The organism is Streptomyces sp. Ru62, assembly GCF_002920615.1.
Lineage (GTDB): Bacteria > Actinomycetota > Actinomycetes > Streptomycetales > Streptomycetaceae > Streptomyces.
In genome coordinates this window covers 1-23956 of sequence record NZ_PQSU01000042.1, presented here as the reverse complement: position 1 = coordinate 23956, position 23956 = coordinate 1, and the positions used below count along the sequence as shown (strand labels likewise).

The 23956-nt window shown below is 71.1% G+C and carries 21 protein-coding genes, 4 tRNA genes and 1 pseudogene; 12 read left to right on the top strand and 14 right to left on the bottom strand.

Features of this window, described 5'->3' with window-relative positions; all coding sequences use genetic code 11:
* Window positions 1–10: 10 nt before the first annotated feature.
* Window positions 11–85, top strand: a tRNA-Asp gene (locus C3492_RS38315).
* Window positions 86–586: 501 nt separating this feature from the next.
* Entirely contained in the window at window positions 587–781 is a 195-nt protein-coding gene (locus tag C3492_RS38310) for a DUF6274 family protein (protein ID WP_103817229.1), read from the top strand.
* A 475-nt stretch (window positions 782–1256) separates the two neighbouring features.
* Here the strand turns inward: C3492_RS38310 and bldC are convergent, their stop codons facing one another.
* Both bldC and C3492_RS38300 read right to left on the bottom strand, forming a co-directional pair.
* On the bottom strand, window positions 1257–1463 hold the full coding sequence (gene bldC / locus C3492_RS38305) for a developmental transcriptional regulator BldC (protein ID WP_003949541.1): 207 nt from the start codon (window positions 1461–1463) through the stop codon (window positions 1257–1259).
* A 518-nt stretch (window positions 1464–1981) separates the two neighbouring features.
* Window positions 1982–2824 (bottom strand): hypothetical protein, encoded by an 843-nt coding sequence (locus C3492_RS38300; protein WP_103817228.1) that lies wholly within the window; start codon window positions 2822–2824, stop codon window positions 1982–1984.
* A 200-nt stretch (window positions 2825–3024) separates the two neighbouring features.
* On the opposite strand from C3492_RS38300, the gene C3492_RS38295 reads away from it, so the two are divergent.
* Entirely contained in the window at window positions 3025–4131 is a 1107-nt protein-coding gene (locus C3492_RS38295) for a Glu/Leu/Phe/Val dehydrogenase dimerization domain-containing protein (protein WP_103817227.1), read from the top strand.
* A gap of 290 nt (window positions 4132–4421) precedes the next feature.
* The gene (locus C3492_RS38290; protein WP_103817226.1) at window positions 4422–4673 is read left to right on the top strand and encodes a DUF3073 domain-containing protein; all 252 of its coding nucleotides are present in this window, start codon (window positions 4422–4424) and stop codon (window positions 4671–4673) included.
* Between the two features lie 66 nt (window positions 4674–4739).
* Here C3492_RS38290 and purM read toward each other — a convergent pair whose 3' ends face one another.
* From purM to purS, 9 genes are all read right to left on the bottom strand, one after another.
* A complete protein-coding gene (purM, locus tag C3492_RS38285; protein WP_103817225.1) occupies window positions 4740–5807 on the bottom strand; it encodes a phosphoribosylformylglycinamidine cyclo-ligase in 1068 nt (355 codons plus the stop codon).
* A 32-nt stretch (window positions 5808–5839) separates the two neighbouring features.
* On the bottom strand, window positions 5840–7369 hold the full coding sequence (gene purF, locus C3492_RS38280; protein WP_103817224.1) for an amidophosphoribosyltransferase: 1530 nt from the start codon (window positions 7367–7369) through the stop codon (window positions 5840–5842).
* 201 nt (window positions 7370–7570) lie between these two features.
* Window positions 7571–8005, bottom strand: coding sequence for an META domain-containing protein (locus C3492_RS38275; RefSeq protein WP_258056162.1), 435 nt, complete (start codon window positions 8003–8005; stop codon window positions 7571–7573).
* Between the two features lie 57 nt (window positions 8006–8062).
* Window positions 8063–8860 (bottom strand): maleylpyruvate isomerase family mycothiol-dependent enzyme, encoded by a 798-nt coding sequence (locus C3492_RS38270; protein WP_103817222.1) that lies wholly within the window; start codon window positions 8858–8860, stop codon window positions 8063–8065.
* Between the two features lie 42 nt (window positions 8861–8902).
* Window positions 8903–10930: an esterase-like activity of phytase family protein gene (locus tag C3492_RS38265; RefSeq protein ID WP_103817221.1), complete on the bottom strand. Its 2028-nt coding sequence runs from the start codon at window positions 10928–10930 to the stop codon at window positions 8903–8905.
* Complete coding sequence (locus C3492_RS38260; RefSeq protein WP_103817220.1) at window positions 10927–11277, bottom strand: hypothetical protein; 351 nt, start codon at window positions 11275–11277, stop codon at window positions 10927–10929. Before C3492_RS38260 ends, C3492_RS38265 begins: the two co-directional genes overlap by 4 nt.
* A 421-nt stretch (window positions 11278–11698) precedes the next feature.
* Window positions 11699–13957, bottom strand: a complete 2259-nt coding sequence (gene purL / locus C3492_RS38255; protein ID WP_103817219.1) for a phosphoribosylformylglycinamidine synthase subunit PurL — start codon at window positions 13955–13957, stop codon at window positions 11699–11701.
* On the bottom strand, window positions 13954–14634 hold the full coding sequence (gene purQ / locus C3492_RS38250) for a phosphoribosylformylglycinamidine synthase subunit PurQ (RefSeq protein ID WP_014673608.1): 681 nt from the start codon (window positions 14632–14634) through the stop codon (window positions 13954–13956). The genes purL and purQ overlap by 4 nt, the downstream gene beginning before the upstream one ends.
* A complete protein-coding gene (gene purS / locus C3492_RS38245) occupies window positions 14631–14894 on the bottom strand; it encodes a phosphoribosylformylglycinamidine synthase subunit PurS (protein WP_014673609.1) in 264 nt (87 codons plus the stop codon). Before purS ends, purQ begins: the two co-directional genes overlap by 4 nt.
* Before the next feature lie 310 nt (window positions 14895–15204).
* Here purS and C3492_RS38240 point away from each other — a divergent pair, with 310 nt between their 5' ends.
* From C3492_RS38240 to C3492_RS38205, 8 genes are all read left to right on the top strand, one after another.
* Window positions 15205–15522, top strand: coding sequence for an Lsr2 family protein (locus tag C3492_RS38240; protein ID WP_014673610.1), 318 nt, complete (start codon window positions 15205–15207; stop codon window positions 15520–15522).
* A gap of 167 nt (window positions 15523–15689) precedes the next feature.
* Window positions 15690–15761 (top strand) — tRNA-Gly (locus tag C3492_RS38235).
* Window positions 15762–15841: 80 nt separating this feature from the next.
* Window positions 15842–15914, top strand: a tRNA-Gly gene (locus C3492_RS38230).
* A gap of 130 nt (window positions 15915–16044) precedes the next feature.
* The gene (locus C3492_RS38225; protein WP_103817218.1) at window positions 16045–16983 is read left to right on the top strand and encodes an ABC transporter ATP-binding protein; all 939 of its coding nucleotides are present in this window, start codon (window positions 16045–16047) and stop codon (window positions 16981–16983) included.
* Window positions 16980–17768 (top strand): ABC transporter permease, encoded by a 789-nt coding sequence (locus tag C3492_RS38220; RefSeq protein WP_103817217.1) that lies wholly within the window; start codon window positions 16980–16982, stop codon window positions 17766–17768. The genes C3492_RS38225 and C3492_RS38220 overlap by 4 nt, the downstream gene beginning before the upstream one ends.
* A gap of 16 nt (window positions 17769–17784) precedes the next feature.
* Entirely contained in the window at window positions 17785–19047 is a 1263-nt protein-coding gene (locus C3492_RS38215; RefSeq protein WP_103817216.1) for a sensor histidine kinase, read from the top strand.
* Window positions 19044–19658 (top strand): response regulator transcription factor, encoded by a 615-nt coding sequence (locus C3492_RS38210; protein WP_103817215.1) that lies wholly within the window; start codon window positions 19044–19046, stop codon window positions 19656–19658. The genes C3492_RS38215 and C3492_RS38210 overlap by 4 nt, the downstream gene beginning before the upstream one ends.
* A gap of 23 nt (window positions 19659–19681) precedes the next feature.
* Window positions 19682–19754: transfer RNA gene (locus tag C3492_RS38205), tRNA-Gly, on the top strand.
* Window positions 19755–19799: 45 nt separating this feature from the next.
* Here C3492_RS38205 and C3492_RS38200 read toward each other — a convergent pair.
* The 3 genes and pseudogenes from C3492_RS38200 to C3492_RS38185 form a co-directional block, all read right to left on the bottom strand.
* Complete coding sequence (locus C3492_RS38200; protein ID WP_103817214.1) at window positions 19800–20699, bottom strand: phosphoribosylaminoimidazolesuccinocarboxamide synthase; 900 nt, start codon at window positions 20697–20699, stop codon at window positions 19800–19802.
* Between the two features lie 114 nt (window positions 20700–20813).
* Window positions 20814–22313 (bottom strand): N,N-dimethylformamidase beta subunit family domain-containing protein, encoded by a 1500-nt coding sequence (locus C3492_RS38195; protein WP_103817213.1) that lies wholly within the window; start codon window positions 22311–22313, stop codon window positions 20814–20816.
* 233 nt (window positions 22314–22546) lie between these two features.
* A pseudogene (locus tag C3492_RS38185) lies at window positions 22547–23956 on the bottom strand (hypothetical protein); the annotation flags it as partial.

Genomic DNA, 23956 nt, shown 5'->3' with positions numbered 1-23956 from the left:
CGCGAAACAAGGTCCTGTGGAGCAGTTTGGAGTGCTCGCCACCCTGTCAAGGTGGAGGCCGCGGGTTCAAATCCCGTCAGGACCGCACAGAGCTAGAGGCCCGCATCCCACAAGGGACAGCGGGCCTCAGTCGTACCCCCTCCGGCCGGACCACCACAGAGGCCGCGCCCGCGGCGGAGCCGCAATCCAACACAGCAAATCCCGTCAGGACCGCACAGACATCGAGGCCCGCATCCCACAAGGGACAGCGGGCCTCTGGCATGTCTCCGATCCGGGGAGATCAGCCCGTCCGGCGTTTGAGGACGAAGCCCGGCAGGGCCGATGAGGGGCCAGGGGCGCGGCCCCCAGGGGCACCCCCGGCACCGGCACCCGGCACCCAACCCGCCGATCCGGGGAGATCAGCCCGTCCGGCGTTTGAGGACGAAGCCCGGCAGGGCCGATGGGGGGCCGGGGGTGCGGCCCCCAGGGGCGGCACCGGCACCCGGCACCCAACCCGGCGGAGCCCCCGTCGTCTTGACGGCGTCACATTCCCTCGGTACTCAGGGAGCAGGGCTCGTTCCCTCTGTGCGGCCCCCGGAGGTGGCGTATGGCGGCGTCGGTCAGGCACGAGACGCGGGCGCTTCTGAGGGCGCATCTGTCGGCCGCCTCCTCCTACCGGCACCTCACCCGCCACTGTCCCATCTGCCACCACCTGCTGCGGCTGGCGATGGACGCCGCCCCGCAGGCCCAGGAGGCCGAGCAGGAGACCCCCGAGGACGGCGAGGCCACTCGTCGCGCCTGACCTCCGCCGGCCCCAACCTCCGTACGGGCGTGGGAGTCTGAGGCACCGCAGCCCACCCGGAGGCTCCTCTAACCCACAGGAGCCGCAGGCAACAAGCATCCGGGCGTGTGACGGGAGTCACCGCATGAGTTTTTGAAACGGCGGTACTTACCCCCTTCATACAACGGGTCAATTTAATATGTGCAATTGCACCACCCGCAGGGGCCGCCCACAGCCGTTCCCACACCCCTCCCCAGACTCCGACAAGGACGCTCACAAGCGCCGCGCGACACCCCCGACCTGCGCACAAAAAGATCGCGCTGGACCCGGCGGAGTCCAGCGCGATCGACGACGCACCCTGTGTCGCTTGCCTACAACGTTCTCTTCGGCCTGGGCGAGGGGCCTGTTGGGGCAGGTCCCGCGTCGCTTGGAGCTAGGGTTTCGAGCGCCTCGGCCAGTTGGGGGAACCGACCGTCTTGCCCGGTTATTGAGTTGTTCAGGCCTCGCTGCGCTGCTGCGGGATGCCCGCGAGCAGGGCGCGGACCTCGGCCTCGCGGTAGCGGCGGTGCCCGCCGAGCGTACGGATGGACGTGAGCTTGCCGGCCTTCGCCCACCGCGTGACCGTCTTGGGGTCGACACGGAACATGGTGGCGACCTCAGCCGGGGTCAGCAGCGGCTCGGCATCAGGGGTGCGAGCGGTCATGAGCGGCCTCCTCGGGAGAACCGAACCTTCTCGGTTCTTTCCTCTAAATTCTGCACCTTGACCCGCGTTGCCCGAAATGGCGGACGCGAGTCGAGTCGGTTATAGGACGAACGGCTTGTCCTCGGCACTACAACTACACCATCTGTCCAGCCGCGTCGGCCAAACCGATGGAATTGCCCTCCCAGGTGTTCATCAGCGACGGAAGCCGATGGACCATGCCATAGCGGACAGTCACGCCACTGTGACGATCAGTCACAGTGGCGTGCAGGAGTCACCAGACCCCCCAAAGCGTGCAATGCTGAGAATCCGCCCATCATGGAGCATAGTTGGACGGATGGAGCCCTCCCCGGACTCCTTGTCCTATTTTGGCACGAGGGGTGCCAAGAGGCGCAAGAGCCGGGTAAGTGCCGTCCATCACCCTTGAGACATACGTCCGGATCGGGGCCAACGCCCCGTCAGGTAGTCCAGCGAGTAGAACGTACGTCCTGTGTCACCGATTTGACCGTGACGCACATCACTCAGTTCGCGGAGCGCCGGTCCCGTACCGCCCGCCACCGCTCCACCAGCCGCCCGTACGCCTCCCCGGCGGCCGCCCCGTCGCCCCGGCGCAGCGCCTCGATCCCGGCCGCCACGTCCGCCGCCGAGTGGTCGCCCTCCAGCTCGCCGGCCGGCAGCACATGCACCAGGCCGCCGTAGTCCAGCTCCACCAGCGAGCGCGGGTGGAACTCCTCCAGCCAGCGGCCGACGTCCACGAGACCGTCGATCAGCGGGCCCTCCTCGACGGTGTCCTTCAGCGTCCGCAGCGCCCTCGCCACCCGGCGCCGGGCCTGCACCATCGGCGTGCGGTAGCGCAGCACCGGGGGCACGTCCGCGGTCCCCTTGTCGTACCGCCGCTCCTCGTCCGAGACCAGCACGAACCAGTTCAGCGGCACCTGCCAGGTCGCCGTGCGGATCCACGGGCGGGCGTCGGGGTTGCGGGCGAGCCAGCGCTCGTAGTCCTGGGCGGCCTGCCGGCGCACCACCGGCGGCAGCACCGCGTCCAGCACCGGCGGCGGCAGCTCCTCGGGCAGCTCCTCCAGGGCCTGCCAGCCGCGCAGCCGGGTCCGCCAGGGGCACACGCACACCACCCCGTCGACCTCCAGCACGAAGGCGTCGCCGCTCTCGTGCACCGGCACCGCGATCGGCGGGATGGGCAGCAGGTCGGCCAGGGAGCGACGCAGCTCGTCCTGGTACGAGGGGCGGTCGGGGCGGCGGGCGTAGCGCGCCCAGTGACCGCGCTCCGGCTCCGGGAAGGCGCCCAGCGGCTCGTACACGCGCAGGTACGCGGCATAGGGGACGACCACGGAGGACACCTTCGGCACGCCTGCTCCCTCCCCATCGGACCCGGCTCGAAACCACTGCAAATCGTGCCACGCTCATACGTGCACAGCGGGCTCCGGAGAGTGATCCTGAACACTGCGCGGATGGTGCGGGAACCGAGGCTCTACGCTCATGCCACGGTTCCCCGCCACCCGTACGGGGACCGAACCCCACTCGCCGCTAGTACACAGGAGTCACCACAGTGACCGACGTAACCGGCGCGCCTGCTGATGTCCTGCACGCCCTGTTCCACTCGGACCAGGGCGGCCATGAGCAGGTCGTGCTCTGCCAGGACCGCGCCAGCGGTCTCAAGGCCGTGATCGCCATCCACTCCACCGCCCTGGGCCCCGCCCTCGGCGGCACGCGCTTCTACCCGTACGCGACCGAGGCGGAGGCCGTCGCCGACGCCCTCAACCTCGCGCGCGGCATGTCGTACAAGAACGCCATGGCCGGGCTGGACCACGGCGGCGGCAAGGCCGTGATCATCGGCGACCCGGAGCGTGACAAGACCGAGGAGCTGCTCCTCGCCTACGGCCGCATGGTCGCCTCCCTCGGCGGCCGCTACGTCACCGCGTGCGACGTCGGCACGTACGTCGCCGACATGGACGTGGTGGCCCGCGAGTGCCGCTGGACCACCGGCCGCTCCCCCGAGAACGGCGGCGCCGGCGACTCCTCCGTGCTCACCGCCTTCGGCGTCTACCAGGGCATGCGCGCCTCCGCCCAGCACCTGTGGGGCGACCCCTCGCTGCGCGGCCGCAAGGTCGGCATCGCCGGTGTCGGCAAGGTCGGCCGCCACCTGGTGAAGCACCTGCGGGACGAGGGCGCGGAGGTCGTGATCACGGACGTGCGCGTGGACGCCGTCCAGCGGATCCTGGAGCAGTACCCCGTGGGGGTGACGGCCGTCGCCACCACCGAGGAGCTGATCCGGGTCGACGGACTCGACATCTACGCCCCCTGCGCCCTCGGCGGCGCCCTGAACGACGACAGCGTCCCGGTGCTCACCGCCAGGGTGGTCTGCGGTGCGGCCAACAACCAGCTGGCCCACCCGGGTGTGGAGAAGGACCTCGCCGACCGCGGGATCCTCTACGCGCCGGACTACGTGGTGAACGCCGGCGGGGTGATCCAGGTGGCCGACGAGCTGCACGGGTTCGACTTCGACCGGTGCAAGGCCAAGGCGGCGAAGATCTTCGACACCACGCTGGCCATATTCGCACGTGCGAAGGACGACGGGATTCCGCCGGCCGCGGCGGCCGACCGGATCGCCGAGCAGCGGATGGCCGACGCGCGCGCGACCCGCGCCGCGCACTGAGCCGATCGCACACATGAGCGGTACCCGTCGGCGGGAACTTAGAGAGAACTCTCACTTCCACCGGCGGGTCGTTCCCCGATAAGTGGTTAAAATCGCCACTGACCAGCGAGGACAGGGCGCCTCGAAGGTCCTGGGCACACGCGCGTGCTGCGGGCGACGTACCGTATGGGCGCGGGCTCAGGTACCGTGGAAGCCCTACGGACCGGCCTCTCCATGGAGAGTCCGTTCCAGATCATGAACGCGTGTCAGACTCTGGGGCCGTCGAGCCCCGTCGTTGAGGGGGTCGAGCCATGGGGCGCGGCCGGGCCAAGGCCAAGCAGACGAAGGTCGCCCGCCAGCTGAAGTACAACAGCGGCGGGACGGACCTGTCACGCCTGGCCGAGGAGCTGGGCGCATCGACGTCGAACCAGTCGCCGAACGGCGACCGCTTCACGGACGATGAGCATGACGACGACGACCTGTACTCCCGCTACGCCGACCTCTATGAGGACGACGACGAGGACGAGGACGAAGGTCCCACACAGCACCGTCGAGGCGCTTGACCTTGCACTGAGCACCAGTCCGGTCGGTGGCACAGCCACCGACCGGCTTCTGTGCTGTCCGCGAGGTCAGACCGCGTAGTCACCCACCAGCTCCGCGCCGGTGGTCCTGTCGCCCCGCTCGGTGATCTCACCGGCGACCCAGGCGTCGACACCCCGGTCGGCCAGCGTGGCGAGGGCGACCTCCGCGGACTCCTGGGGGACGATCGCGATCATGCCGACGCCCATGTTCAGGGTCTTCTCCAGCTCCAGGCGCTCCACGTTCCCGGTCTTCCCGACCAGGTCGAAGATCGCTCCCGGGGTCCAGGTGGAGCGGTCGACCACGGCGTGCAGCCCGTCCGGGATCACCCGGGCCAGGTTGGCGGCGAGCCCGCCACCGGTGATGTGACTGAACGCGTGCACCTGGGCCGTGCGGGTCAGGGCCAGGCAGTCCAGCGAGTAGATCTTCGTGGGCTCCAGCAGCTCCTCGCCGAGGGTGCGGCCCAGCTCGGCCACCTCCGACTCCAGAGCCAGGCCCGCCGTGTTCAGCAGGACGTGGCGGACCAGGGAGTACCCGTTCGAGTGAAGCCCGGAGGACGCCATGGCGATCACGGTGTCCCCCGTGCGGATGCGATCCGCGCCGAGCAGCCGGTCGGCCTCCACAACGCCCGTACCGGCGCCCGCGACGTCGAAGTCGTCCTCGCCCAGCAGGCCGGGGTGTTCGGCCGTCTCACCGCCCACCAGGGCGCATCCGGCCAGCACACAGCCCTCCGCGATGCCCTTGACGATGGCCGCGACACGCTCGGGGTGCACCTTGCCGACGCAGATGTAGTCGGTCATGAACAGCGGCTCGGCGCCGCACACCACGATGTCGTCCATGACCATGGCGACCAGGTCGTGGCCGATGGTGTCGTAGACGCCCATCCGGCGCGCGATGTCGACCTTCGTGCCGACGCCGTCCGTGGCGGAGGCGAGCAGCGGGCGCTCGTAGCGCTTGAGGGCGGAGGCGTCGAAGAGCCCGGCGAAGCCGCCGAGGCCGCCCAGGACCTCGGGGCGCTGGGTCTTCTTCACCCACTCCTTCATGAGCTCCACGGCGCGGTCTCCCGCTTCGATGTCGACGCCCGCGGCTGCGTAGCTGGCACCAGTCGTCTCAGACATGGGGTGAGAACTTTCGTGTCGTACGGCAGAACTTACGGGCGGCGGATCGCGTCGGTCGCCGCGGTCGCGGCCGGACCGGCCGCCAGCTCGGTCTCCAGCAGCTGCTTGCCGAGCAGCTCCGGGTCCGGCAGCTCCATCGGGTACTCGCCGTCGAAGCAGGCGCGGCACAGGTTGGGCTTGGCGATCGTGGTCGCCTCGATCATGCCGTCGATGGAGATGTAGGCGAGCGAGTCGGCGCCGAGGCTGGTGCCGATCTCCTCGATGGTCATGCCGTTGGCGATCAGCTCCGCGCGGGTGGCGAAGTCGATGCCGAAGAAGCAGGGCCACTTCACGGGCGGCGAGGAGATCCGGATGTGGACCTCGGCGGCGCCGGCCTCGCGGAGCATGCGGACCAGGGCCCGCTGGGTGTTGCCGCGCACGATCGAGTCGTCGACGACGACCAGGCGCTTGCCCTTGATGACTTCCTTCAGCGGGTTCAGCTTCAGCCGGATGCCCAGCTGGCGGATGGTCTGCGAGGGCTGGATGAACGTACGGCCGACGTAGGCGTTCTTCACGAGACCCGCGCCGAAGGGGATGCCGGAGGCCTCCGCGTAGCCGATGGCGGCCGGGGTGCCGGACTCCGGGGTCGCTATGACCAGATCGGCCTCTACGGGGGCTTCCTTGGCCAGCCGGCGGCCCATCTCCACGCGGGAGAGGTAGACGTTCCGGCCGGCGATGTCGGTGTCCGGGCGGGCCAGGTACACGTACTCGAAGACACAGCCCTTGGGCTTCGCTTCCGCGAATCGGGAGCTGCGCAGGCCGTTCTCGTCGATGGCGACGAACTCGCCCGGCTCGATCTCGCGGACGAAGCTCGCGCCGGTGATGTCCAGCGCGGCGGTCTCGGAGGCGACCACCCAGCCGCGCTCCAGCCGGCCCAGGACCAGCGGGCGGATGCCCTGCGGGTCACGGGCGGCGTAGAGGGTGTGCTCGTCCATGAAGACGAGGGAGAAGGCGCCCTTGACCTTCGGGAGCACCGCGTGCGCGGCCTCCTCGATGGTCAGCGGCTTGCCGTTCTCGTCGACCTGGGCGGCCAGCAGGGCCGTCAGCAGGTCGGTGTCGTTGGTGGCCGCGACCCGGGTGGAGCGGCTGTTGTTGTCGTTGGGCAGGTCGGCGACCATCTCGGCGAGCTGCGCCGTGTTGACCAGGTTGCCGTTGTGGCCGAGCGCGATCGAACCGTGCGCGGTGGCGCGGAACGTCGGCTGGGCGTTCTCCCACACGGAGGCACCGGTGGTCGAGTAGCGGGCGTGTCCGACCGCGATGTGACCCTGGAGCGAACCGAGCGAGGTCTCGTCGAAGACCTGGGAGACCAGGCCCATGTCCTTGAAGACGAGGATCTGGGAGCCGTTGCTGACCGCGATTCCCGCGGATTCCTGACCCCGGTGCTGGAGGGCGTAGAGCCCGAAGTACGTGAGCTTTGCGACCTCTTCACCCGGAGCCCAGACGCCGAAGACGCCGCAAGCGTCCTGGGGGCCCTTCTCGCCGGGAAGCAGATCGTGATTGAGTCGACCGTCACCACGTGGCACGCAACCGAGTGTAGGCGAGGTCGACCACTGGTCCGAATTGGGGATACGCGCCCGTAACGGGCCGGGCGGTCTGGATCACCTTGGGGGATTCCGCGTTTTCGCTGGTCAGACCGGTGCTTCACCGCCTGCTGGGGGCTCCGGACGGGCCGTACGAGCCGTTCACGGGCGTCTTCGCCGTATTCGTGAGTGAGGTGTCGCACATCATCCGGGGGTGCTCCGGCTGAGGTGGACGCGGTCGCCGTCGCCGTCGGTGAGCGTCGCCTTGCCCGCGTCGGCCCTGGCGGTGAGCGTGCCGGTGGTGAGGATGCGCGCGAGGGCGCGCTCGAAGTCCATGCGCTCCTCGCCGCAGGCCATCCTGGTCGTGCGCAGGTCACCGATGGTGATGCGGTCCTCGCGCACGGTGGCGCGGGCGCTGAACTGGTTGCAGCCCAGGTTGCCGCCCGCCTTGCCGTCCTCGTCGATGCGGAGGCGGGCGGTGGCGGGCGCGTGCCGGGTGGTGGCGCCGACGGTGATGCCGTCGACCCGCCAGTCGATCCCGGTCACCGGCTGCTGGACGCTCACCGCTCCACTGTCCGCCTTCTCGCCGCCACAGGCCACCGTGAACGGGAGAAGCACGGCGGCCACTGCCAGGGTCACGCGTTGCTTGTACCGGTTCATGGTGATTCGACGTACGCGGGCGCGCGCGGGTTCCGGCTACGACATGACCGGCAACAGCCCCCCGAGGTCCGCCCGCTCCCCGCTCGCGCTGACCTTGGCGGCGGCCAGCGCGTCCGCCCAGGCCGTACGGCCGGTGGCGAGCCGGATCCAGGTCAGCGGGTCGGTCTCCACGACGTTGGGCGGGGTGCCCCGGGTGTGCCGGGGGCCCTCTACGCACTGCACGACCGCGTACGGCGGCACCCGCACCTCGGTGGAGCCGCCGGGCGCCTTCACGGCGAGGGCGTCGGCGAGCAGCCGGGTGGTGGCGGCCAGGGCCTGCCGGTCGTACGGCACCTCCAGGCCGGGGACGGCGGCGTTCAGGTCGTCGGTGTGGACGACGAGTTCGAGGGCGCGGGTGACGAGGTAGTCGTCCAGCGGCAGGGCTCCCGCGCTGGTGTCCAGCAGCCGGCCGCCGGGGTGCTCGTCCAGCAGGGCGCGCAGGCTCTCGTCGATGTCGGCGAGGTAGGCGCCGAGGTCCGGGTGGGCGGCGGTGAGGCCCCGGGTGAACTCGGCGATGGCGCCGGCGCGTGACCCGGTGGAGAACGGCCACTCGGCCACGGTGACCGTCTGCCGGGGCGGGGCGGGCCGCTCCAGGGCCCGGTGGACGGCGGTGAGCGCCATGCCGATGTGTGCGATCAGGTCCCGCACGCTCCAGGCGCCGAGCCGGGTGGGGAGTTCCAGCTGCTCGGGGCCGAGGGTGCGGACGGCGTCCCGCACGTTCGTGAACTGGGCGAGGACCGCCTCACGGGTCTTGGCGGGGTCGTACGTCCTGGTGCGCTTCTTGGCCGTGGGCATGGCGGTCACCCTATTCGGTGACCCTGTTCAAGGGGACGGCATTCAAGGTCGCAGCTTCACCGCGAGCGAGTAGAGCCGGGTGATCTGGTCGTCGCTGTCGTTGTCGTCGGAGACCAGGTACAGCGGGTGCCAGCCTTTGTAGCGGCCGGATGTCCAGGGGGCGCCCAGGGCCATGCCCTCGACGTTGTCGAGGAGCGGGTAGTGGGCGGACGAGGCCGGGACGGCGACCTGGCCGCGGCCGCCCACGGGGCAGGTGGCCAGGTCGACGACCAGTCGGTCGGCGGCGAAGATCTTCGGCGGCTGATGCCACAGGGAGGTCAGTTCGGTGACGTTCTGGGCGTGGGCGAGGGAGAGCTGGACGATCCGTATCGCCGAGCCCAGTCCGGCGGTGTACTGGCGTTCCAGTGCGAGAAGGTTGCCGTTGTCGTCGATGGCGTTCAGCTCGGACAGGTACATGCCGTCATCGGCCATGAACGCGTACTGCCCGTCCGGGGTGTAGGCGCCGCCGGCCCTTCCGGTGTAGCGCTGGATGCGGATGATGCCCCGGCCGCGCTGGTCGCCGTCCTTCGCCAGGGGTGCCTCCCAGCCGGCGTAGAGGTGGCGGCCGTCCGGGGAGACGGCCAGTGACTCGATGCTGCGGCCGGTCTGCGCGGAGCCCTGGGGCCAGAAGCGCAGCTCCTTCGGAATGGGTAAGTCCTTGCCGACCTGCCGGCCGGTGGCGATGTCGAAGCGGCGGATGGCCGGGCCGGTCTCGGAGGCGATCAGCATGGTCCTGCCGCCCTTCTCGATGACCATGCCCTCGCCGTCGTACCAGTCGCCGTCGATCGGGAACTTCGTGCCGTCGGCGCGGCGGAGCGGCACCGACTTGTCGGGGACGGGGTCCAGCTTCGAGGGCGATCCGAGGGCGAGCGGCCAGACCCGGCCGGGGGAGTTGTCGGCGAGGGCCAGTGCCCTGACGTCCTCGCCCTGTGAGACCAGGGCCAGGGCGGACAGGCCCGTTATCTTCTCGTAGTAGACGTTCTCCTTGTTCAGGGCGTCGGAGTGGTCGAGGAGCACCGCGCGGGGGGCCGCCGGGCCGGACGGCGAGGGGACCGCGCAGGGACCGGCGGCGGGGGCCGGGTGGATGTCGTGCCACCAGTCGACGAGGGGCGGGACGCCCAGGCCGAGGGCGAGGCCCAGGACGCCCGCCGTCAGCGACAGGACCGGGGTGCGGACGCGCTGCCAGCGGGTGGGCGGGGGCTGCCGGACAGGCCGGGGCCAGCGGGACCGTACGGCGGCGTTGCGGACGAAGCCGAGGGCGCCGACGCCGTTGCTGTCCTGGTCCTGTGGTTCCTGTGGCACCTCGGGCTTGAGGGTGAGGATGCGCTTCTTGACCTCCACGAAGAGGTCGTGCAGGCCCAGCATCTCCGGGCCGTCCGGAAGCCCCTCCCGCATGACGTCGACCAGGGCGCCGGTGAACAGGGTGCAGCGCTTGGGATCGGGAGCGTGCGAGGGCCGGTCGCGCGGCCCGGACGTCATGACGTAGGAGCCCTCGACGTCCTTCAGCGTCGACACGGCCATCTCGACGACGTGCCGGTGGCCGTCCGTCATCTCGGTCAGCACCTGACCGCTGTAGCAGCAGTCCAGGATCAGCACCCGGCGCAGTGCGGAGCCGGTGTCGCGGATGGCGCGGCGGACGTCGCCGGACCGGACACAGGTGTCCGGCTGGTCCTCGACCGAGTCGGGCAGGGTGAGCAGCAGTTGTTGCTGTTCGTGGCGGTCCTTCAGGCCGTGACCGGCGTAGTAGACGATCAGGGTGTCCTCGGCGAGCGCGGCGGCCTCCCGGATCGGGCGGACCAGCTCGGCCGGTGAGGTCGGGTTGGAAACCGTACGGATCCGCCGGCCGTCGTCGGGGATGCCCCAGATGTCCGGGTCCGTGAGCACGGCCTGAAGTTCCGTGAGGTTGAGCCTGACGCTGCGCAGCGGGTCCAGGTGCGCGTAGTCGTCCACGCCGATCAGGACACAGGCGGAGCGCTCCGGGTCGATCCGGCCGAAACTCTCGACCGTCCCGGGGTCCTTGGCGTCGGTCACCGCGGCTCCCCGTCCGCGTCGTCGCCGTCCTGCCCGAAGCCGCGCAGCAGCTCGGCCACCTGGTCGGGGTCGGCTCCGGTGATGTCGATGGTCACACGGGCCCGTGGCCGGAAACTCTGCCGCCAGGCCAGGTAGGACAGTTGGAGCTGCCCCAGGCCGCTGACGGCGGACAGCACCGCGAGGACCAGGTCGACACCCGGGCCCATCCGCCCGGTGCCCGAGCCGGCTTCGGCGACCCGGGTCACCCGGACCTGGCCGCGCAGGGCGCGGTCGGCAGCCAGCCAGTCGTACAGGGACAGCAGTTCTTCCTCGCGTGCGGCTCCGGCCGCCTCGAACCTGATCTCCATCCGGCCGCTCCCCCGGGCTCACTCACGGATGTCGCCGACTGCCCAACCACCCCACGGGCACAGGTGAGTTGGCAATTCCCTCCTTCCCCCGGCCGCACGGTGTCACGCCTGCGGCCGAAGAGGCTTCCCGAACCTTCACCGCGCGCCCGCGGGGCCCCTCCGGGTCAGGGCCGATCATCGTGATCCAGGACGTGCCGGCCGCCGCCTCCTCGGATGCGGTGTCCGACTCGAACCCGAAAGGCTCCGCTGAGGAATCGTCCCCGCGCCGGCGTGTCGAGGCGGCATGCCCCGGCGGTCGATCGGGGGCCGGTCTGATCCGCTGGTCCTCAGGGCGACCCGCCACCACAGGGAAGCCCCCGCCCGGACCCTGGGTCCGGGCGGGGGCTCCGGCGTGACGTACGCGCCGTGGTCCCTGTGTGCGCTACGCCAGCAGCGCCGGGATCGTGCCCTCGTGGGCCTCGCGCAGCTCGGCGAGGGGGAGGGTGAACTCGCCCTGCACCTCCACCGCGTCGCCGTCGACGACACCGATACGGGTGGCCGGCAGGCCGCGCGCACCGCACATGTCGTTGAAGCGGACCTCCTCCGAGCGCGGCACGGCGACGATCGCTCGGCCGGCCGACTCGGAGAACAGGAAGGTGAAGGCGTCCAGGCCGTCGGGTACGACCAGACGCGCACCCTTGCCGCCGAGCAGCGCGGACTCGACCACGGCCTGGACCAGACCGCCGTCGGACAGGTCGTGCGCGGAGTCGATCATGCCGTCGCGGGAGGCGGAGATCAGGATCTCGGCCAGCAGGCGCTCGCGCTCCAGGTCCACCTGCGGGGGCAGACCGCCCAGGTGGTCGTGGATCACCTGGGACCAGGCCGAGCCGCCGAACTCCTCCCGGGTGTCGCCGAGGAGGTAGATCAGCTGGCCCTCCTCCTGGAAGGCGACCGGGGTGCGGCGGGCGACGTCGTCGATCACGCCGAGCACGGCCACCACCGGGGTCGGGTGGATGGCGGCCTCGCCGGTCTGGTTGTAGAGCGAGACGTTGCCGCCGGTCACCGGGGTGCCGAGCTGCTGACAGCCGTCGGCCAGACCGCGCACGGCCTCCGCGAACTGCCACATGACCGCCGGGTCCTCGGGCGAGCCGAAGTTCAGGCAGTCCGAGACCGCGAGCGGCTTGGCACCGGTGGTGGCCACGTTGCGGTAGGCCTCCGCCAGCGCCAGCTGGGCGCCCGTGTACGGGTCGAGCTTGGTGTAGCGGCCGTTGCCGTCCGTCGCGATCGCGACACCGAGGCCGGTCTCCTCGTCCACGCGGATCATGCCGGAGTCCTCCGGCTGGGCGAGGACGGTGTTGCCCTGCACGAAGTGGTCGTACTGGGAGGTGATCCACTTCTTGGAAGCCTGGTTCGGCGAACCGACCAGCTTCAGGACCTGGGCCTTCAGCTCCTCGCCCGTCTCGGGGCGGGGCAGCTTGTTCGCGTCGTCGGCCTGGAGGGCGTCCTGCCACTCGGGGCGCGCGTAGGGGCGCTCGTAGACCGGGCCCTCGTGCGCGACCGTGCGCGGGTCGACGTCGACGATCTTCTCGCCGTGCCAGAAGATCTCCAGCCGGTTGCCGTCGGTGACCTCACCGATGACGGTGGCGATGACGTCCCACTTCTCGCAGATCTCCAGGAAGCGGTCGACCTTGTCCGGCTCCACGACGGCGCACATGCGCTCCTGCGACTCGCTCATGAGGATCTCCTCGGGCGAGAGCGTGGAGTCGCGCAGCGGGACGTCGTCGAGGGTGACGCGCATCCCGCCGGAGCCGTTGGAGGCCAGCTCGGACGTGGCGCAGGACAGACCGGCCGCGCCGAGGTCCTGGATGCCGACGACCAGCTTCTCCCGGAACGCCTCCAGGGTGCACTCGATGAGCAGCTTCTCCTGGAAGGGGTCGCCGACCTGCACGGCGGGCCGCTTCGAGGGCTTGGCGTCGTCGAAGGTCTCGGAGGCCAGGATGGAGGCGCCGCCGATGCCGTCGCCGCCGGTCCGGGCGCCGTAGAGGATGACCTTGTTGCCCGAGCCGGAGGCCTTCGCGAGGTGGATGTCCTCGTGCCGCATCACACCGATGGCACCTGCGTTGACCAGCGGGTTGCCCTGGTAGCAGGCGTCGAAGACGACCTCGCCGCCGATGTTGGGCAGGCCCAGGCAGTTGCCGTAGCCGCCGATGCCCGCGACCACGCCGGGCAGGACGCGCTTGGTGTCGGGGTGGTCGGCGGCGCCGAAGCGGAGCGGGTCCACGACCGCGACCGGGCGGGCGCCCATCGCGATGATGTCGCGGACGATGCCGCCGACACCCGTGGCCGCGCCCTGGTAGGGCTCGACGTACGACGGGTGGTTGTGCGACTCGACCTTGAAGGTGACGGCGTAGCCCTGGCCGACGTCCACCACACCGGCGTTCTCGCCGATGCCGACGAGCAGCGCGTCGCTCTGCGGCGCCTTCTCGCCGAACTGGCGCAGGTGGACCTTGGAGGACTTGTACGAGCAGTGCTCGGACCACATGACCGAGTACATGGCGAGCTCGGCGCCGGTGGGGCGGCGGCCGAGGATCTCCACCACCCGCTCGTACTCGTCCTTCTTCAGACCGAGTTCGGCCCAGGGCAGCTCGACGTCGGGGGTCGCGGCCGCGTGCTCGACCGTGTCCAGAGGCGTCCGGCTCATGCGTTGACCAGCTTCTTGAGGATCGAGGTGAAGAACGGGAGCCCGTCGGTACGGCCGGTACCGATCAGCGGCTCGACGGCGTGCTCGGGGTGCGGCATGAGGCCGACGACGTTCCCGGCCTCGTTGGTGATGCCGGCGATGTCCCGCAGCGAGCCGTTCGGGTTGAAGTCCAGGTAACGGAAGGCGACGCGGCCCTCCGCCTCCAGCTTGTCGAGCGTGTACTCGTCGGCGACGTACCGGCCGTCCATGTTCTTCAGCGGGATGTGGATCTCCTGGCCGGCGCGGTAGTCGGCGGTCCAGGAGGTCTCCGCGTTCTCCACCCGCAGCTTCTGGTCGCGGCAGATGAAGTGGAGGTGGTCGTTGCCGAGCATCGCGCCCGGGAGCAGGTGGGCCTCGGTGAGGATCTGGAAGCCGTTGCAGATTCCGAGGACCGGCAGTCCGGCCTTCGCCTGCTCGACGAGCGGCTCCATCACCGGCGAGAAGCGGGCGATGGCGCCGGCCCGCAGGTAGTCACCGTAGGAGAAACCGCCGCACAGGACGACGGCGTCGACCTGCTTGAGGTCCTTGTCCTTGTGCCAGAGGGCGACCGGTTCCGCCCCGGCGATACGGATCGCGCGCTGGGTGTCCCGGTCGTCCAGGCTCCCCGGGAAAGTGACGACGCCAATACGAGCGGTCACTTGGCCGCCTCCGCGACTTCATCGACCCGGACCGTGAAGTCCTCGATCACGGTGTTGGCGAGGAAGGATTCCGCAAGATCGCGGATGCGGGCGAGCGCGGCCTCGTCGACCGGCCCGTCAACTTCCAGTTCGAAACGCTTTCCCTGACGTACGTCCGAGATCCCTTCGAAACCCAGGCGCGGCAGCGCACGCTGGACCGCCTGGCCCTGGGGGTCGAGGATCTCCGGCTTGAGCATGACGTCGACTACGACGCGTGCCACTGGCACTCCCGGTGTGTGGTGCTGAGCAGGTTCCTTCAGACTACCCGCACAAAATTTCTACGCGAGTAGAGTTGGAGGAAAGTACGTGAGCCGCATCACGATCGGGTGTCGAAGCCGCACGCCCGTGAAAAGTTCTGGGAAAGTTCCACAGTCCGTCCGCCACACCTATTGCGCCCGGACACGCGGACGGATTTAGTCGGGCTTCACTTTGCATTGCCGGGCACTGTACAAATGAATTGGCAATAGCCGATACTCGGCACGTCGTCGGCGTTGAGCTGTAACGACGTGCTGCACGGAGGGACCGATATTCGTGGCGCAAAAGGTCGTGGTCACTCTCTTTGACGACATCGACGGCTCGGAAGCGGCGGAGACGATCGCCTTCGGACTCGACGGCAAGTCGTACGAGATCGACCTGAACGAAAGCAATGCCGAGAAACTGCGCAAGGCGCTCGCGCCCTACGTCGAGGCCGGCCGCAAGCGGTCGCGGTCCGGCAAGGCGTACAAGCAGACGGAGGTCGCGCCCGACCCGGCGGCCGTCCGCGCCTGGGCCCAGGCCAACAAGATGGACGTCCCCGCCCGGGGACGCATCCCCAAGAAGGTCTACGAGGCGTTCAGCGCCGCGCAGTGAGCCCGCGAAGGGGCGAGTCCCCAGGGTCCGTCAGAGGGCCCTGGGGACCGTGCACTTGGGGCATACGGGGCCTCGGGGGAACCCGACTTGCGCTACCCCCCTGCTGATCAGCTAATGTCTGGGACACGCCGAGGGGCGAGGCCGACAGGCCGGATCCCGAGGACCGTGCGGGTGTAGTTCAGTAGTAGAACATCCCCCTTCCAGGGGGAAGGCGCAGTGTGCGATTCCTGTCACCCGCTCTGCACCGCCGACACGACCACGCTTGTGGATCAGGTAGGCTGGTGTTCGCACCGATCGGTGGGAGCCGATCGGGAGCAGTGCGGACGTAGCTCAGTTGGTAGAGCGCAACCTTGCCAAGGTTGAGGTCGCGAGTTCGAGCCTCGTCGTCCGCTCGGGAATGAGACCCCGGTCCCCTGGACCGGGGTCTTTTCGTCGTCCGGCCGGATCCCCCTGACATTTGTCATGCCGAGCCGTGACACCGCGCACTGCCGGCCGGGGCACCCCCGCCGGGACGCTGGTGTCATGGACATCGACGGGCACGAGCACGTGATCGAGGTCACCGACCTCAGGCGTGTCTACGGGGGCGGGTTCGAGGCCGTACGCGGAATCACCTTCTCCGTCGCACGCGGGGAGATCTTCGCCCTGCTGGGCACCAATGGCGCCGGAAAGACCTCCACGGTCGAACTGCTGGAAGGACTCGCCTCACCGGCCGGCGGCCGGGTCCGGGTGCTCGGTCACGACCCCCACCGCGAGCGGGCCGCCGTGCGGCCCCGCACCGGCGTCATGCTCCAGGAGGGTGGCTTCCCGGCCGAGTTGACCGCCGCGGAGACCGCCCGGATGTGGGCGGGCTGCACGACCGGCGCCCGGCCGGAAGCGGAGGTGCTGGAGCTGGTCGGACTCGCGGGCAAGCGGGGCGTACGGGTCAAGCAGCTGTCCGGCGGCGAACGGCGGCGCCTCGACCTGGCGCTGGCCCTGCTCGGCGATCCCGAGGTGCTGTTCCTCGACGAGCCGACGACCGGGCTCGACGCCGAGGGCCGCCGGGACACCTGGGCCCTGGTGCGCCGGCTGCGGGACGCCGGCACCACCGTGCTGCTCACCACGCACTACCTGGAGGAGGCCGAGGGCCTCGCCGACCGGCTCGCCATCCTGCACGAGGGCCGCATCGCCGCCTCCGGCACCCCGGCCGAGGTCACCGCCGGCCGCCCATCCCGGATGTCCTTCCAACTGCCCGACGGCTACTTCCTCGGCGACCTGCCGCCCCTGGCCGACCTCGGCGTCTGCGGGCACGAGAGCGACGGCCGGATCGTCCGGCTGCGCACCCGCGAACTCCAGCGGACCGCCACCGCCGTCCTCGTCTGGGCCGAGCGAGCCGGTGTCGAACTGCGCGGCCTCGACGTGCGCTCGGCCTCGCTGGAAGAGGCGTTCCTCGGGATCGCCCGGGAAGAGGAGGCCGCGGCATGAGCACCCTCGCTCCGCGCGCCCTCACGCCCTCCGTACGGCGGCTGCGGGCGCTGGCACGGGCCGAGCTGACCCTCCTCGGCCGCAACCGCGGGGTCGTCTTCACCGCGCTCGTGGTGCCGCTCGCACTGCCGTTCAGCGTGCGCCCGGCCCTCGACCAGCTGGACCTCCAGCAGCACGGCATCAGCATCGGCGCGGCCATGCTCACGGCCGCGATCGGCTTCTCCCTCCTGTTCGCCGTCTACACCTCGCTCGTCAACGCCTACGTCGCCCGCCGCGAGGAACTGGTCCTCAAACGACTGCGCACCGGCGAACTCACCGGCCCCGAGATCCTCACCGGCACCGCCCTGCCCGCCCTGGGCCTCGGCCTCGCACAGGCGCTGCTGCTGTGCGCCGGATGCGCGGTCCTGCTGGACGCCGGGGCGCCCAGGGCGCCGTACCTGACCCTGCTGGGACTGGCGGCCGGACTGGTGCTGAGCGCGGCGCTCGCCGCCCTCACCGCGTCCTTCACCCGGAGCGTGGAGAGCGGCCAGGTCACCGCGCTGCCGCTGGTGTTCGTGTCGATGATCGGCTCCGGGATCATGTTCCCCACCGAGGTCATGCCGGAGAGGCTCGCCTCCGTCTGCGAGCTGCTCCCGCTGTCCCCCGCGATCCGGCTCGTCCGGGCGGGCTGGACCGGTGGGGCGAGCGCGTACGAGGTGCTCGGCGCGCTCGCGACCGCGCTGGCCTGGACCGTGCCGGCGGTGTTTGCTGTAGGGCGGTGGTTCCGGTGGGAGCCCAGGCGCTGAGGAACGGGGGGCGCTCGTGGTGGGGCGGATACGGCGGTGGCAGCAGCGGCACTGGCGGGAACGCAGCAAGGCGGAACGGGTCGAGCTGTACACGGTCGTCACCTGGTACGTCACGACCTGGTTCTTCTCGCTCGGCTGGCTGTTGCTGCCCCTGGTGGGCGGGCTCCGCCACCGGCCCGTGGCGGTCGTCCTGGGCGCCCTGCTCGCGCTCGTGGCGGCCTTGCAGTGCGTGGCCTCCAACCGGCTCACCCGGCCCGCGCTCGACCACTACCTGGGGCGCGCCCGGCTGCCGGCCGACGCCCACCGCGCCCCGGCCGTCCTGCTGGCCCTGGCCCTGGCCCTGACCGTGTCCCTCTCGGCGCTGGACGCGGCCGACCCGATGACGGTCCGGCTGGCGCTCGGCGCCTCCCTGCTGCCGTTCGGGCTCCTGTACGGACTCACGGTCCCGGTACGGGTGTTCCTGCGCCGGTCCGCGGTGCTCGCGGCCGTGCTGACGGGTGGCGTGTGGCTCGCCGACCACGACACCGTGGGCCTGCTCGCGACCTTCCTGATGGTGGCCTTCCAGACGGTGTTCTCGCTGCTCGCCTGCCGCTGCGGCGCCTGGACCCTGGCCGTGCTGTGGGAGGCGGAGCGGGCCCGGGAGGCGGAGGCCCGGCTCGCCGTCGCGGAGGAACGGCTGCGCTTCGGACGGGACCTGCACGACGTGCTGGGGCGGAACCTGTCCGTGATCTCCCTCAAGAGCGAGCTGGCCGTGCAACTGGCCCGACGGGGACGGCCGGAGGCCGTGGAGCAGATGATCGAGGTGCAGCGCATCGCGCAGGAGTCCCAGCGGGAGGTGCGGGCCGTCGTACGCGGCTACCGCGAGGCCGACCTCGGCGTCGAACTCGCCGGTGCCCAGGGTGTGCTGACGGCGGCCGGGATCGACTGCGAGGTCCGGGCGGACACCGGCGGACTGCCCGCCGAGGTGCAGTCCGCGCTCGGTTGGGTGGTGCGCGAGGCCACCACCAACGTGCTGCGGCACGGGGACGCGGGCCGGTGTGCCGTGGGGCTGTCGGTGCGCGAGGGACTGGCGGTGCTGACGGTGGAGAACGACGGGGCCGTGGCCGCGAACGGTGGCGGCGGGTCGGGGCTGGCCGGGCTGCGGGAGCGGCTGGCCGCCGTGGGCGGGACGTTGGAGGCCGGATTCGCCGGCGCCGAACGGGACCGGTTCCGGCTGGTGGCGGAAGTCCCGCTGAGCGCGGCGGAATCCGTGACCGATGTGAGAGGAGTCAACCCATGAGCGCACCGGTACGGCTGTTGCTCGCCGACGACGAGCACCTGATCCGGGGTGCGCTGGCCGCCCTGCTGTCCCTGGAGGACGACCTGCTGGTCGTCGCGGAGGCGGCGAGCGGGCCCGAGGCACTGGCGATGGCCCGGGCGCACCGGCCCGACGTGGCCGTCCTGGACCTCCAGATGCCGGGCGCCGACGGTGTGAAGGTCGCCACATCCCTGCGCGCCGAACTGCCCGGTTGCCAGGTGCTGATCGTCACCGGGCACGGACGGCCCGGGCATCTGAAACGGGCGCTCGCGGCCGGTGTGCGCGGGTTCGTCCCGAAGACCGTCAGCGCCCAGCGGCTCGCCGAGGTCATCCGCACCGTGCATGCCGGAAACCGCTACGTGGACCCCGAGTTGGCCGCCGACGCGATCTCCGCCGGGGACTCCCCGCTGACCGCGCGGGAGGCCGAGGTGCTGGAGCTGGCCGCCGACGGAGCGCCGGTCACGGAGATCGCCGAGCGGGCCGCACTGTCACCGGGGACGGTGCGGAACTACCTCTCCTCGGCGGTCACCAAGCTCGGTGCCGAGAACCGTCATGCGGCAGTACGTCTCGCGCGCGAGCGAGGTTGGGTATAGTTGCTCTCGCGCCACGGCGCAGCGCGGACGTAGCTCAGTTGGTAGAGCGCAACCTTGCCAAGGTTGAGGTCGCGAGTTCGAGCCTCGTCGTCCGCTCGGGAATGAGACCCCGGTCCACTGGACCGGGGTCTTCTTCATGCCCTAGGACCAGCGGGTGCCCGTCAGCCGCTCGTACGCCTCCACGTACTTCTGCCGGGTCGCCGCGACGACCTCCTCCGGGAGCGCCGGCGGGGGCTGCTCGCTCCTGCGGTCCCAGCCGGACGCCGGCGAGGTCAGCCAGTCCCGCACGAACTGCTTGTCGTACGACGGCTGGGCGCGGCCCGGCTGCCACTCGTCGGCCGGCCAGAAGCGGGAGGAGTCCGGGGTGAGGACCTCGTCGGCGAGGACGAGCGTGTCGCCGTCGAAGCCGAACTCGAACTTGGTGTCGGCCAGGATGATCCCCCGGTCCCGGGCGATGTCCCGGGCGCGCGAGTACACCGCGAGCGTGGCCTGGCGCAGCTGGGCGGCGGTCTCGGCGCCGACCTGACGGGCCACCTCCTCGTAGGAGACGTTCTCGTCGTGCTCGCCGACCTCGGCCTTGGTGGCCGGGGTGAAGATCGGGGCGGGGAGCTCGGAGCCGTCGACGAGGCCCTCGGGGAGGGCGAGGCCGCAGACCGTACGGGACTCCTGGTACTCGGCGAGGCCGGAGCCGGTGAGGTAACCACGGGCCACGCACTCCACCGGGACCATCTTCAGGGACTTGCAGACCAGCGTGCGGCCCGCCCAGTCGGCCGGGGCGCCCTCGGGCAGCTCGGTGCTGACGACGTGGTTCTTCGCGAGGTCGCGGAGCTGGTCGAACCACCACAGGGAGAGCTGGGTGAGGACGCGGCCCTTGTCGGGGATCTCCGTGGGCAGCACCCAGTCGTAGGCGGAGATGCGGTCGCTGGCGACCATCACGAGGTCGCCCGCCTCGTTCTGGTACAGCTCACGCACCTTTCCGGTGTGCAGGTGCACCAGGCCCGGAACCTCGATCGGCTCGGGCTTTTCTACGAATCCGGACACGGTTCCTCCCCGTGGTTCTGTCCAATGCCTCGATTCTCCCGTATGGGGGTGATAGGGCGCGCCCGGGGGTTGGGTCGACACCTGCGGCCGGCGCCGGGTGCGGGTCGCGTGGTGTCAGTCGCGTTTGCAGATGCGGTCCAGCAGGTTCGCCGTGGCGCGCTGGACACGGGCGTCCACGTGGCCCGGGCGGTCCAGGGCCGGGGACCAGGCGAAGGTGCCGGAGGCGAACACCCAGGCGCCGGAGGGGGCGCGGTAGAGCGACGTCTCCTGGTGGCGCAGGACGCCGTCGTTGTCGGTGTAGGGGGAGTGGGCGAGCAGGATGCGCTCGTCGTGCTCGGGCAGTGGGGTGCGCGGGAAGTAACGGTCCGCCTCACCGGCGACCAGGCCCGCGATCTCGTCGCCCTCATGGGCGCCGGTCGACTCCCACAGCCAGTGGCCGGCGTTGCGGACGATCAGCGGGTGCGGCTCGGGCACCCGGCCCGCGTACTGGATGCCGACCAGCTGCTGCTCGGGCCGGTCGATCTCGCGCCACAGCACCGGCCGTCCGGGGCCTTTGCGTTTGCGGCAGGTCAGCAGCCGGTCCGGGACGCCGGACGGGGACGGGCCCAGTTCCACCTGCCAGTACATGGTGTTGGCGGAGAGGAAGACCAGCGAGGTGCCACGGTCGCGGGCGTCCTCGACGGCCCGGCGCATCGGCACCGACCAGTACTCGTCGTGGCCCGGGAAGACCAGGCCCCGGTAGCGGGTGGGGTCGATCCGGCCGGCGTGCAGGTCACGGGCCTCGGCGTAGGCGAGGTCGTAGCCGTAGCGCTCGGCCCAGCGGATGAAGTCGTAGGCGTGGCCGACGTGCAGGGGCAGGCCGGCGCCGGCGTACGGCCGGTCGAAGGAGACGGTGGTCGCGGCGTCGGCCTCCCCCAGCAGCCGGCCCTTCTCGTCCCAGGCGTGATAGAGGCTGGCGCCGGTGCGGCCGTCCTCCGGGTAGAGGTTGTACGCCTGCCAGGTGATGTCCGGCAGCAGCAGCAGGAGGTCGGCGGGGTGGTCGTCGCGGACCGTGAACGGCACGTGGGAGCGGTAGCCGTCGGCGGTGGTCAGGACGGCCACATAGGCGCCGATGCTCCAGTACGAGGGCACCTGGAGGCGCCAGGAGAGCCACCAGTGGTGGCAGGAGACCGTGCGGTCGGCGGTCAGTGGCGCGGGCTGGACGATGCCGGACAGGCGGGGGCTGGTGGTGATCTTGGACGCGCCGTCGCCGCCGTAGTGGCCGATGCGGTAGATGTCCACGCTGAACTGCTGCGGCGGGTCGACCGTGATGTGGAAGTCGATCGCCTCGCCGGGCGCGACCGCGCCGGTGGAGGTGAAGCCCTTGATCTGGCGGTGCACGTCGTCGGCCGAGCGGGGGCCGGGCCCGGACGCGCGGGGCGCCGGGACGCGTGCGCGGTCGCCGCCGGTTAGCTGCTGCGGGCTGGGGTCGACGTACCACGGCACGACGTGGCCGGTGTCGTCGAAATACGTCTCACTGCCGCGCAGCCAGGGCACCGGGCCCTGTCCGAAGGGGTCCGTGACGGCGTGCGCGAGTGCTCCGGACTCCCAGCGGCGGATGTGGTCCGAGGCCATGGTCGCTCCCCTCCCTCAGGCCCCCGTGCCTGTCTCGGTGGTGCTCGCTGTTCCCGCTGTGCTCGGTGTGCTCGACCGTACTGTCGTATGTCGCGTGCCTTTGCCAAAGGCGTGGTCGGTCCCAGCACATCACATAACGCACGGGGACGGTCACTAGTCGTTGCGAATTGACCTGAACTGGAAGTCGCTTTTCCGGTACGGGTGCGCCTCGGACGGGCAGGTTCACGGTCCGGTCAGACGAGGCGTACGGGCTTCTCGGGGCGTATGCCGGACGCGGCCAGCCAGTCGCGCAGCGGGCCCGGGTCTCCCTCCTCGATGAGGGTGAGGACCTTGGGAGCCAGGTCGGCGGCCCGCTCACCGCCGAGCAGCAGGGAGGGGCCGTCCAGCCAGTCCAGGGCGGGGACGGCGCCGGCGGTGTCCACGGCCGCGCAGCACACCATCGCGGTGACGTGGTCGGCGAGCAGCTCGCGGGCGGTGCGCTGGGGTTGCAGCGGGAAGGGGGGCAGCCCGCAGGCGAACTCGTCCCACGGGCCACTCTCGGGACTCCGCCGTCCCGCTGCGCCTCCGTCCGCCCCCGCGGCCTCCTCCCGGGCGAGCTCGGCACTCAGCCCGGCGGCGAGAGCCGCACTGCGCTCGGTGGTGGGGTCCTCCTCGCCGAAGGGGAGCTGGGGCCCAAGCTCCTGGGCGGCGAGGGCGCTGTCAGCGGCGGGGACGCCGGTGGGGGGGTCGGCGAGGGGTGGTCCATTGGTGCTGTCGGTGCGATCGGTGCCATTGGTGCGATCGGTGCTGTCGGCGCAATCGATGCTTTTGGTGCCATCGATGCAGTCGGTGCGCTCGGTGCCGTTGACGTCCTCGGCCCGGAAGTCGGAGGGACCGGTGACCGAGGCGCCTGCGATCTCCGCAGCGGTGCCACCGGCTTCGATGTCGGAAGGCCCTGGGCCCGTGGTGCCTGTCGCGCCGGGAGCGGGGCCGTCTGCTGCGGAGGCAGAAGGGCCGGGGGCCGGGGCGTCGGTCGTATCCGGGGCGGTGTCGTCGGTTCCGGAAGCGACAGTTCCGACGGCACCGGCGCCCATCGCACCTGCGTCGGCGCCCATCGCGCCCGCACCGGCGTCGGCGGCCATCGCCCCCCAGGCCCCGCCCTCGGCGGCAGCCGTGAGGTGGTCCAGGACTCGGGCCAGGGTGGGGCCGCCGGGGTCGGGGGCTCGGGGGTCCAGGGAGGGGCGGACGCCGAGGATGTCCAGGACGCGGTGCAGGCGGGCCGCGTCGGCGCGCCAGGTGCGGTCCACGACCTCCTCCGGATACGCCTGCCAGTCCACCGGCGCCCAGTCGGGGCCCGGCTCCGCGGGACCGCCGTGGAAGAGCCGGGCGGCGAGCAGGGAGGCGGCCTCGTCGACCGCGCCGGGCTCCTCCAGGAGATCGCACGCGGGCCGCTCGCCGAGCCGGGAGGCGAAGCCCTCGGCGAGCCGGTCCCGGCGGGAGAGCTCGGTGAGCGCCGCCACCACCCCCGCGTCGAGCCGGGACGGCCACCGCCCCATGCGCCAGGCGGGCAGCGCCACTCTCGTCAGCAGCCGGTCCCAGCCGGCGTACGCGAGACCGACCTGCTCCTGCGCGACGATCCGCAGGCCGTAGTCCACCGCCTGGGC

Bases quoted from the DNA above. Each gene is read 5' to 3' on its own strand.
- purM (WP_103817225.1), bottom strand. From the start codon at position 5,807: ATGTCTGAGACGACTGGTGCCAGCTACGCAGCCGCGGGCGTCGACATC.
- C3492_RS38290 (WP_103817226.1), top strand. From the start codon at position 4,422: ATGGGGCGCGGCCGGGCCAAGGCCAAGCAGACGAAGGTCGCCCGCCAG.
- C3492_RS38225 (WP_103817218.1), top strand. From the start codon at position 16,045: ATGGACATCGACGGGCACGAGCACGTGATCGAGGTCACCGACCTCAGG.
- C3492_RS38195 (WP_103817213.1), bottom strand. From the start codon at position 22,313: ATGGCCTCGGACCACATCCGCCGCTGGGAGTCCGGAGCACTCGCGCAC.
- bldC (WP_003949541.1), bottom strand. From the start codon at position 1,463: ATGACCGCTCGCACCCCTGATGCCGAGCCGCTGCTGACCCCGGCTGAG.
- C3492_RS38210 (WP_103817215.1), top strand. From the start codon at position 19,044: ATGAGCGCACCGGTACGGCTGTTGCTCGCCGACGACGAGCACCTGATC.
- C3492_RS38260 (WP_103817220.1), bottom strand. From the start codon at position 11,277: ATGGAGATCAGGTTCGAGGCGGCCGGAGCCGCACGCGAGGAAGAACTG.
- purL (WP_103817219.1), bottom strand. From the start codon at position 13,957: ATGAGCCGGACGCCTCTGGACACGGTCGAGCACGCGGCCGCGACCCCC.
- C3492_RS38220 (WP_103817217.1), top strand. From the start codon at position 16,980: ATGAGCACCCTCGCTCCGCGCGCCCTCACGCCCTCCGTACGGCGGCTG.
- C3492_RS38270 (WP_103817222.1), bottom strand. From the start codon at position 8,860: ATGCCCACGGCCAAGAAGCGCACCAGGACGTACGACCCCGCCAAGACC.
- C3492_RS38310 (WP_103817229.1), top strand. From the start codon at position 587: ATGGCGGCGTCGGTCAGGCACGAGACGCGGGCGCTTCTGAGGGCGCAT.